This is a genomic window from Flavobacterium sp. UGB4466 (assembly GCF_903469665.1).
GTDB classification, from domain to species: Bacteria; Bacteroidota; Bacteroidia; order Flavobacteriales; family Flavobacteriaceae; genus Flavobacterium; species Flavobacterium lipolyticum.
Genome location: NZ_CAGKLC010000160.1, coordinates 1 through 6,633 on the forward strand (window position 1 = coordinate 1; position 6,633 = coordinate 6,633).

At 33.9% G+C, this 6,633-nt stretch carries 6 protein-coding genes; all 6 read left to right on the forward strand.

Annotation, left to right across the window (positions count from 1 at the left end):
• Positions 1–172 precede the first annotated feature (172 nt).
• The 6 genes from JO950_RS20750 (at position 173) to purU (ending at position 6,514) form a co-directional block, all read left to right on the forward strand.
• The gene (locus tag JO950_RS20750; protein ID WP_202704348.1) at positions 173–1,747 is read left to right on the forward strand and encodes a L,D-transpeptidase family protein; all 1,575 of its coding nucleotides are present in this window, start codon (positions 173–175) and stop codon (positions 1,745–1,747) included.
• Positions 1,748–1,884: 137 nt separating this feature from the next.
• Positions 1,885–2,304, forward strand: coding sequence for a cytochrome c oxidase assembly factor Coa1 family protein (locus tag JO950_RS20755; RefSeq protein ID WP_202704349.1), 420 nt, complete (start codon positions 1,885–1,887; stop codon positions 2,302–2,304).
• Positions 2,305–2,514: 210 nt separating this feature from the next.
• Positions 2,515–2,973, forward strand: a complete 459-nt coding sequence (locus JO950_RS20760) for a hypothetical protein (RefSeq protein WP_237732409.1) — start codon at positions 2,515–2,517, stop codon at positions 2,971–2,973.
• A gap of 318 nt (positions 2,974–3,291) precedes the next feature.
• Positions 3,292–4,551: a hypothetical protein gene (locus tag JO950_RS20765; protein ID WP_202704351.1), complete on the forward strand. Its 1,260-nt coding sequence runs from the start codon at positions 3,292–3,294 to the stop codon at positions 4,549–4,551.
• Positions 4,552–4,844: 293 nt separating this feature from the next.
• Positions 4,845–5,570: a DUF4197 domain-containing protein gene (locus tag JO950_RS20770; protein ID WP_202704352.1), complete on the forward strand. Its 726-nt coding sequence runs from the start codon at positions 4,845–4,847 to the stop codon at positions 5,568–5,570.
• An 89-nt stretch (positions 5,571–5,659) separates the two neighbouring features.
• Positions 5,660–6,514 carry a formyltetrahydrofolate deformylase gene (gene purU / locus JO950_RS20775; RefSeq protein ID WP_070906922.1) on the forward strand — a complete coding sequence of 285 codons (855 nt, stop codon included), beginning with the start codon at positions 5,660–5,662 and terminating at the stop codon, positions 6,512–6,514.
• Positions 6,515–6,633: the final 119 nt, after the last annotated feature.

Consider the following 6,633-nt stretch of genomic DNA (forward strand, 5'->3'; position numbering starts at 1 on the left):
GATTTATCCTATATAAGTCTTATAAAAATGTTAACAACATGGTAATCTTGAAATATTTAAACAAAATACAAGAACCTATAAATCAACACTATAAAGTAATTTAGTAGTATAGAAAAACCCCAAATTTTTACTTAAAACTACCTACAAAAGTAACACCGTAAAAATTTAAAAAATGAAAACATCATATCCACTCAGCCTAATTATAGTTCTAAGTTTTTTTGTGTCTTCTTTTGCCAAAACGGATCATAAGAACGTTTCTTATAAAAAAACTTCAACTGTCGCACCCGTTTACAAGAATTCAGGTTCTGATAATGTAAACGAAATTTCAAATGACTTCTTTAAAAGATATTCTGATTTGAAAAAATATAAGTCTGATGTCATGTCATTATACAAAAACAGAACCCCGGGAACTATTTGGTTTGATGAAGATGCCATCAATGAGTTTGGTTCTGCATTATATCAAAAAGCTAAAAAAACGAATGATTTGGTTGTTCCTTATCAAAAAGAAATCGATGCTCTTTTTTCTTCTTCAGCAACAAAGTTGTCTAAAACAGATGCAGATATGCTTTTGAGTTCTTTATATATTGCTTACGCCAAAAAAAGTAATGCAGATGCCGGGAAAAAAATGTCGTATGATGCTATGCTGACAGATTTTTTAAATTACAGTACAATCGAAGAAGCCACTACTTCGACCACTGAAAATGTTAAAGTAACCTATGATCAATATTATAAATTACAGGACGTTCTGAAAAAATATAAAAAACTAGACCGTTCTAATAAATGGAAACCTATTGTTCCGGAAGAAACACCTTATAAAGATTTACGTCCGGATGCTGTTTCAAATACTATCGCCCAAGTCAGAACCCGTTTATACTTATTGGGAGATTTAAAAAAGGATTCTAAAAGTAACGTTTACGACCGTGAATTAATGGATGCTGTAATGAAATATAAAGTTCGTAACGGTTTCAAACCTAACTATATTTTAGCAGAAGAGCATATTAAAGAAATGAATGTTCCTCTTGCCGATAAAATGGAGACCCTAAAACTTAACATGGAGAGATGTCGTACTATTTCGGATCAAATGGCCGGTTGCGATGAATATGTTTTAGTCAACGTTCCTTCGTACGAATTGATTTATGTAAAAAATGGGAAGGTTCAACTGTCTTCAAGTGTCTTTGTTGGAGCACCATTAACTAAAACAACCATTTTTAATGGCGAAATTGAGAGAATCGTTTTTAGCCCTTACTGGACCGTTCCGCAAAGTATTGTAAACAATGAGTTGAAAAGTAAAATCGCTGAGGATAAAAATTATTTGGCCAAAAAGAATATGGAAATAGTAAATGGTCAGGTGAGACAAAAACCGGGTCCTGAAAACTCATTAGGATTAGTAAAATTTATGTTTCCGAACCCTGATGACATCTATATGCACGATACTCCGTCTAAAACTTTATTCGATTTTGAAAAAAGAACGTTCAGCCATGGTTGTATAAACGTAAAAATGGCTAAAGAATTAGCTACTGCCATGCTTAAAGATTATCCTGAATGGACTCCCGATAAAATAGATAAAGCTATGGCGGGTAAAACAGAAAACAGTTTTAAACTAACTAAAAAAGTACCTATTTATATTACTTATTTTACTTCGCTGGTCAATGAAAATGGAGAAATTGGTTTCTTTCAGGATGTTTATGAGCGAGATGCCGAATTAAACAAAACGGTTTCTCCTCAGACGGGAGTAGTATCTAACTAAAATTTAACCAATTAGTTAGTTCACTTCATCAAAAGAGCTGTAATTTTTAATAGGGTAATTTTAGATTTGAACTTAGAGTTTGAAAGAATAATAGTATCTTTAATAACTCAAATGCAAATCTAAAATTACCCTTTTTTATGGAAGACGATTATACTGAAGTTAGAAAAAGCTGGTGGGACAGAAACTGGAAATGGTTTGTTCCAACCGGATGTTTAAGCCTCGTGGTGCTGTTTGGTGTGTTTATAGCCGCACTTGTCTTTGGAGTTACCACCATGCTCAAAGAATCTGATTCTTATAAAGCTGCCATGAACGAAGCACAGCATAATGCAATAGTGCTGGAGAAATTGGGCAGTCCAATCGAAGACAACGGAGTTGCCTCAGGCAGCGTTAATTCAAGCAACAGTATAGAACATTGCAACTTACAAATTCCAATAAGAGGTTCTAAAAGCAGAGGAACTTTATACGTCGTGGGAACCAAAAATGGAACATGGAAATACGATGAAATGAGTCTTTATGTCGAAGACACTAAAGAAAAAATTGATTTGCTAAAAAAATAAAAAACAAACAAAATACCTTCACCTAAACCCCGTTTACGATACTACATTATGAATCTACGTCCGTTTTTTTTGTTCCTTTTTCTAAGTTTTTATTCTTGTATTTTTTCCCAAACACCCCAGCCAAATACCTCACAAAAGCAACCTGAAAGTAAGACTGCTGCCAATCAGGTTGATTATGTTAAGATCCTCTGGTTAGACAAAAAAGGTGTTTTGCAGCTCAATGAAGATTATATCAAAACCTTAACCGATCCACAGCGGGCAGCGCTAGGATTCATCACTACAAGCCTGGATCATGAATGTCATTGGGATGGTGATAAAAAAGCCGATGAAAGCAATCTGAAATGTAAATTCCTTTGGGCACTCAATCTAGGGTATCAATGCTCTGAAACGCATTTAGGATTTTTAAAACAATGGTTCAAAGAGGATCCGGACGTTTTAGAAGACCTGCAGACCTGTACCAAAAATGAAACCTTAGCCAACACCAGAGAATTTTTTCTATGGTTAAAAATGGCCACTACAAATGATAATATTAAAATCATCTACTCGGCAGCCGCTATAGACGGTGGCACTAATTTCAATTGGAAATGGACGGAAGCCTCCAGCTACTCCTATACCAATACGGGAATTAAACAGATATCCAGGAAAAATCTTGAAGGAAGGATCTTTTAGAAAAGGAACTTAGGTTCTGAGGGGCTAAGTGGTTTCAAAAATAACTTCATCCTTTTTGTGGCAATTTTGGAAAAATAATATTCGAATAGGCTATCTTATTCAGCTAATTTTTACTGTCCCCTATTTATATATCGTATAATTCTTTCAAATTAAATTTTATTCAAAACAGACCCTATTTCATACTAATTCTAATATCCAACTCCTTAAGTAACTGATGCAATACCGTTTATTCAGCAAGGCTTTTTTTTTCATTTAAAAACATCTTCTTTAGTAGTTAGCTTCACTGTCATATTCCTATATTTGGGCAAAAATAAACCTATGAGAAAAATTACATTATTATTACTGCTAGCCCTAATCAGTGGTACTTCTTATGCTCAAAAAGCAGACACTAACAAGAAAAAAGTTAAAATTACCATCCCAAAATCAGATTCCTTTAAAAACATTAAAACATATAACATCATCATACAGGGAGATGACACCTGGAATGCAACGTATGCCAAGAAGAATTCAAAAACTTATGAGCATAATGTTACTAAAAATACAATTGAAGATTACACTAAAAAAGACACAACCAATCCCGACGTTCGCGTTTTAATGGGGTACAAAGGAGCTACTTATAAAAGAGCCGATAATGGTACTTACCTTTTAGATGGAGATTTCAAATATTTAGTTTTAGGAAAAAACAATGAAATCTTATATGAAAAAGGTACAAATGCCAGAATGTATTCTGGTACTTATGTTAACGGAAAACCAAATCAAAGCTTAGCCAGCGATTTGAATAATATAGGATATAAATACCTTACTGACAATAACATTCTTATTACTGAAAAAGAATTTACTTTAAACTACGGTTTATTTGAAAAAGCGGAGGAGTTTAATGAACTTGTTGAGTTTAACACTAAAACAGATGAATTTTTAAACAAAATTGCTGCCAATTCTTTAGACCAATCCTACCTTTCAGAATTAGAAAAATTCTATTTGAGTTATGTTGGTAAAGAATACAAAAAATTAAAGCCGAAAGATTACAACAAAGTAATTTACCTGAACTTAGCCTTAACACAAATGTTTCTGTTAAACTTTGATAAATCTTTAGAATATCTTGAAACAGCTAAACAAGGTGCCGGTATGATGAGTTTATGGCCAGGCGAAGCTCAAGCAAATATTACAAGTTTAATGACGGTTAATCAAAAAAACTTAACTGCTAAAGTTGAAAACCCAACATTTGATTCGGCTTACTTTATCTATATCAATGGAAGCGTGTCTCAAAATGATAAAAAACTGACAGGAAAATTAAAAACCGATCGTTTTGCCAATCATGCAGAAGGAAGTATCATGGAATCTAATGATCCAACCGCAGCAAAAGTTTGGGCTTACAAAGATAACGGAGAAGTTGATTTTGTAGTAGTTAATGATAAAACAACAATTACTACTGATAAAGGTGTTGAGTTAAAATTCATTTCGTATAATAACAGCTTTATTCTAGTGGAGAAAACAGGAGATTTATGCTTTAAAAAATACGAATCTAACTCGAATGATGTTTACTGTGAGAAAGACGGTAAATTTGTAATACAAAAATAAAAACACATTTAGTACCTACAAAGTACAAGAAATTAAAAGCGGTTCAATTTAAACAATTGAACCGCTTTTGCATTTATAGGATCTATTTGCTCAAAAAGGTACTAAGGTTCTAAGGTTCTGAGGTTATAAAGTTCTGAAAACAATAAAAGCTTAGCTCCTCAGAACCTCAGCCCCTCAGATCCTCCAAAACCCCATTGTTAAGGTTGCAACAAATTGTTTGTTCTCCGGAAATAAAATTGTGGCTTTATTTTTGAATAAGTAGTATTTTTGAAAACTTATAAAATTACACTTTAATGAAAAAGATTCTACTTCTGTTACTTACGCTTACGTTTTCTTTCACTTCTAATGCTCAGGTACAAAAAACCTTAGATCAATTATCTCAATTGTCATCAAAAATAAAAGGTAACAGCGGTGTTGATATTGCCTCGGGATTAAAGGAAGCCCTGAACAAAGGAATTACACAGCAAGTAAGCAAATTAACCGCTGAGGATGGTTTTTACAAAAATGAAGCGGTAAAAATCCTAATGCCGGAAGAATTACAAAGGGTTGACGCTACTTTACGAAAAATTGGTTTATCCTCTCTTGCCGATGAAGGTATAAAAGCAATGAATCGTGCTGCTGAAGATGCTGTTAAAGAAGCTACACCAATCTTTGTTTCTGCGGTTAAAAACATGTCGTTTACCGATGCAAAAAACATTTTATTAGGGAACGAAAGTGCTGCAACCAGTTATTTACAAAACAGTACAACAACCGCTTTGTACAGCAAATTCAATCCGGTAATCAAAACTTCTTTTGAAAAAGTAGGTGCTGATGTAATCTGGACAAACATAATCAAAAAATACAATACCATTCCTTTGGTAAGAAAAGTAAACCCGGATTTGACTGATTATACAACAAATCAGGCATTAGCAGGTGTTTTTAAAATGATTGCTGTAGAAGAAAAAGACATTCGTACCAACATCAATGCAAGAACATCTCCTTTGTTAAAGAAAGTTTTTGCTATGCAGGACAAAAAATAGCTTTTAATGGTTTAACTGTTTAATCGTTGATTTGTGTAATCGGGATTTACAGTTAGCAATTAAATGATTAACCAATAACCTAAACCAAAATGCAAAAAATAACCATTCTGATGCACTGCAAAGATCAAAAAGGAATCATTGCCGCAGTGACCACTTTTATTGCTAAAGTCGAAGGAAACATTACCTATATCGATCAACATGTTGATGTAGAGCAAAATGTTTTTTTTATGCGACTGGAATGTGAACTCACCAATCAACATGTGAGCGCCGAATCGATAAAAGAAGATTTTTCAAAAACGATTGCTACCGACTTTAATATGTCGTGGGAATTGTACAATCAGGAACACAAACCTAAAATGGCTCTGTTTGTCTCCAAATACGATCATTGTCTGTTTGATATTCTTGGGCGTTACAGTGCTAACGAATTAAATATAGAAATCCCTGTCATTATTAGTAATCATAACGAGTTGCGATCAGTAGCCGAACGATTTAATATTCCGTTTCACTGTGTTCCATTTACAAAAGACAATAAAGAAGAAGGTGAAGCCAAACAAATTGAACTGTTAAAAAAATACCAGATTAACTTCATTGTCCTGGCACGTTATATGCAGATCGTTACCCCTAAATTGATTTCGCTTTACGAAAATAAAATCATTAATATTCATCATTCGTTTTTACCGGCCTTCCCGGGTGCTAAACCTTATCACTCGGCTTTTAAACGAGGGGTAAAAATTATTGGAGCAACCAGCCACTACGTGACGGAACAACTGGATGAAGGGCCAATTATTGAACAGGACATTGCGAGAGTTTCGCACATACATTCCGTTGAGGATTTTATTATGAAAGGGCGTGATTTAGAACGTATCGTTTTAGCCAGAGCGATAAAATTACATGCCGAAAGAAAAACAATAGTTTACAGTAACAAAACGGTTGTTTTTTCTTAGGCTCAAAGCCGCAGAGGTTCAAAGGGACATAGATTTCCCTCTTAACTAAACCACTCTGCACTGAAAGTGCAGAGGTTTGTTTTACGAGGGACTGAAAGTCCCTCTTCTTATTTCATTCA